The 2,035-nt window shown below is 44.8% G+C and carries 2 protein-coding genes; one reads left to right on the top strand and one right to left on the bottom strand.

What is annotated here, in order from left to right:
• The first annotated feature begins 33 nt into the window (after nt 1-33).
• Entirely contained in the window at nt 34-708 is a 675-nt protein-coding gene (locus Q0256_RS08370) for a methionine ABC transporter permease (protein ID WP_297962160.1), read from the top strand.
• Between the two features lie 479 nt (nt 709-1,187).
• Here Q0256_RS08370 and Q0256_RS08365 read toward each other — a convergent pair.
• A partial coding sequence (locus tag Q0256_RS08365) for an autotransporter outer membrane beta-barrel domain-containing protein (RefSeq protein WP_297962158.1) occupies nt 1,188-2,035 on the bottom strand: 848 nt, incomplete at its 5' end.

The raw sequence follows: 2,035 nt of genomic DNA, 5'->3' as shown, positions 1-2,035 counted from the left end.
TAGCGCAAACAGGCACAAAATGAAAGGACATAAATGATAGAGTGGATACAAAATTTTTTTAGCGGAGTGATTCCGAAGCTGCTACTAAACGCGACGCTGGAGACGCTGTATATGACCTTCGTAAGCACGGCTTTGGCGTTTATTCTGGGGCTCGTGCTTGCGATCGTGCTTATCCTTACACGCCGCGGCGGGCTGTGCGAAAACCGCCTCGTCTACGCCGTGCTGGATGTCGCGATAAATACGCTGCGAAGCTTTCCGTTTATAATTTTGCTGATCGTGCTCTTTCCGCTTACGAAGTTTCTCATCGGCGCGAGTATCGGCACCACCGCGGCGATCGTGCCGCTTACTATCGGCTCGGCGCCCTTTATCGCTCGCCTCATCGAAAGCGCGCTGTTGGAGGTCGATAGCGGCGTGATCGAGGCGGCGAAGAGCTTCGGCGCGAGCAAGACGCAGATAATCTTTCGAGTAATGTTCGTCGAGGCGCTGCCTAGCATTATCGGCGCGATTACTCTGACGCTCATCGTCATCATCGGATTTACGGCTATGGCGGGCACGGTAGGCGGCGGTGGGCTCGGCGACGTGGCGATCCGCTACGGCTTTCAGCGCTTCCGCCCTGATATAATGGCATACACAGTCGTGATCCTGATAGTACTCGTGCAGATAATCCAAAGCATTGGAAATTTACTCTATAAAATTACGAAAAAGTAAGGGCATATGGGCGGCGGAATTTTATGATGAAATTTTATCTGCTTTGCTTTCGCTGCGGGATTCTACTCTCGCCGTAGAATTTCATCTTTGCTTGAGATTCTGCTTTGCTCGTAAAATTCGGCATTCGTTCGCAAAGCTCCGCTTTCGCTCATTAGATTGCACCCTTGCCAGGAAATTTTGCCGTAAATTTTAAATTTGAAATTTTTGTATTACAAAATTTTAAAGTGGAGTAGAAAGCGTAGAATTTTAAAACGACATTAGAATTTATAAATTGTCTTGTGCCGCTTGCGGTAAAATTTTACGCGGGCGGATACGGCGCGTTTAATAAGATCGTTATCGCATAAGAGCGAAGCTATGAAATTTATCTAGTGCGTAGCGTCTAAATTTAAAAAGGGGCGAGAAATCTATCGCCCCTGAAATTTAAGTATAGGATTTGATTTTATAGATGTGTGAGCTAGGGCTTGCTTGCCCCTTAAAATTTAAAACATAATCTCAAACCCTGCATTGATAGCACCGCCTCTTGTTTTACCTACGTAGCCCTTGCCTCCTAGGCTAAGGATAAGGTTTTTGCTCTCATACTTGTATCCTGCTTCAAACACTCCGGTAGAGCCTTTTAAGCTAGGCTTAGGAGCGTCAAGTCCCATAGTAGATGCTTTAGCATCTCCGCTAAACTCATACTCGTATGCGCCTCCAAAGTATAGGTTATGCTCATCTTTTAGATTTATAGTATCTCTAAGACCCGCTCTTACTCTATTAGATGTAACGCTATCAAAGTGATATCTCTCGCCCGAGCTTATAGTAGCATCTGCATCATCCGTGTAAGCATATAGCCATTTAGTATAAACGTCTAGTTTATTACTTTGGCTTAGATCAAAGATCTGACCTATTCCTATATGAGTAGCCATATAGGTTGAGCTGATATCAAACTTCTCATTATGAGCTAATACTCCAGGAGCTATAGCATAGGTCCAGTCGTTACTATTGTAGTCGCTACTTATCTTACCTACGTGAAAGCTTGCATCAAGGTAGGTGCCGCTAGTAAAGTTTTGCTTTAGCATCAAGCCTCCGCCTATATACTCGCTATCTCCGTCTGCATGTAGACCGCTATCTAAATAGCTATCGTAGTTGGCTTTTCCATATTCAACGAATACTCCGCTTAAGATATCTCCTGCGAAATTCTCAGTTAAGCTGGCTAGTCCTGCTGCTACTCCATAGCCTTTGGAATTTACGTGCGAGCCCGTCTCATACCTTAGATCATAAGCTTCGCTTATAGCAAAAGGAAATAACTCTAAATGACCATCAGGTATTAGCTTATCTAGGTAGTTAG

The organism is uncultured Campylobacter sp., from assembly GCF_937949835.1.
In the GTDB taxonomy this organism is placed as follows: Bacteria; Campylobacterota; Campylobacteria; order Campylobacterales; family Campylobacteraceae; genus Campylobacter_B.
Note: the sequence above shows the minus strand (reverse complement) of the source record. Positions and strands in the feature narration are given on the sequence as shown.

Bases quoted from the DNA above. Each gene is read 5' to 3' on its own strand.
- Q0256_RS08370 (WP_297962160.1), top strand. From the start codon at position 34: ATGATAGAGTGGATACAAAATTTTTTTAGCGGAGTGATTCCGAAGCTG.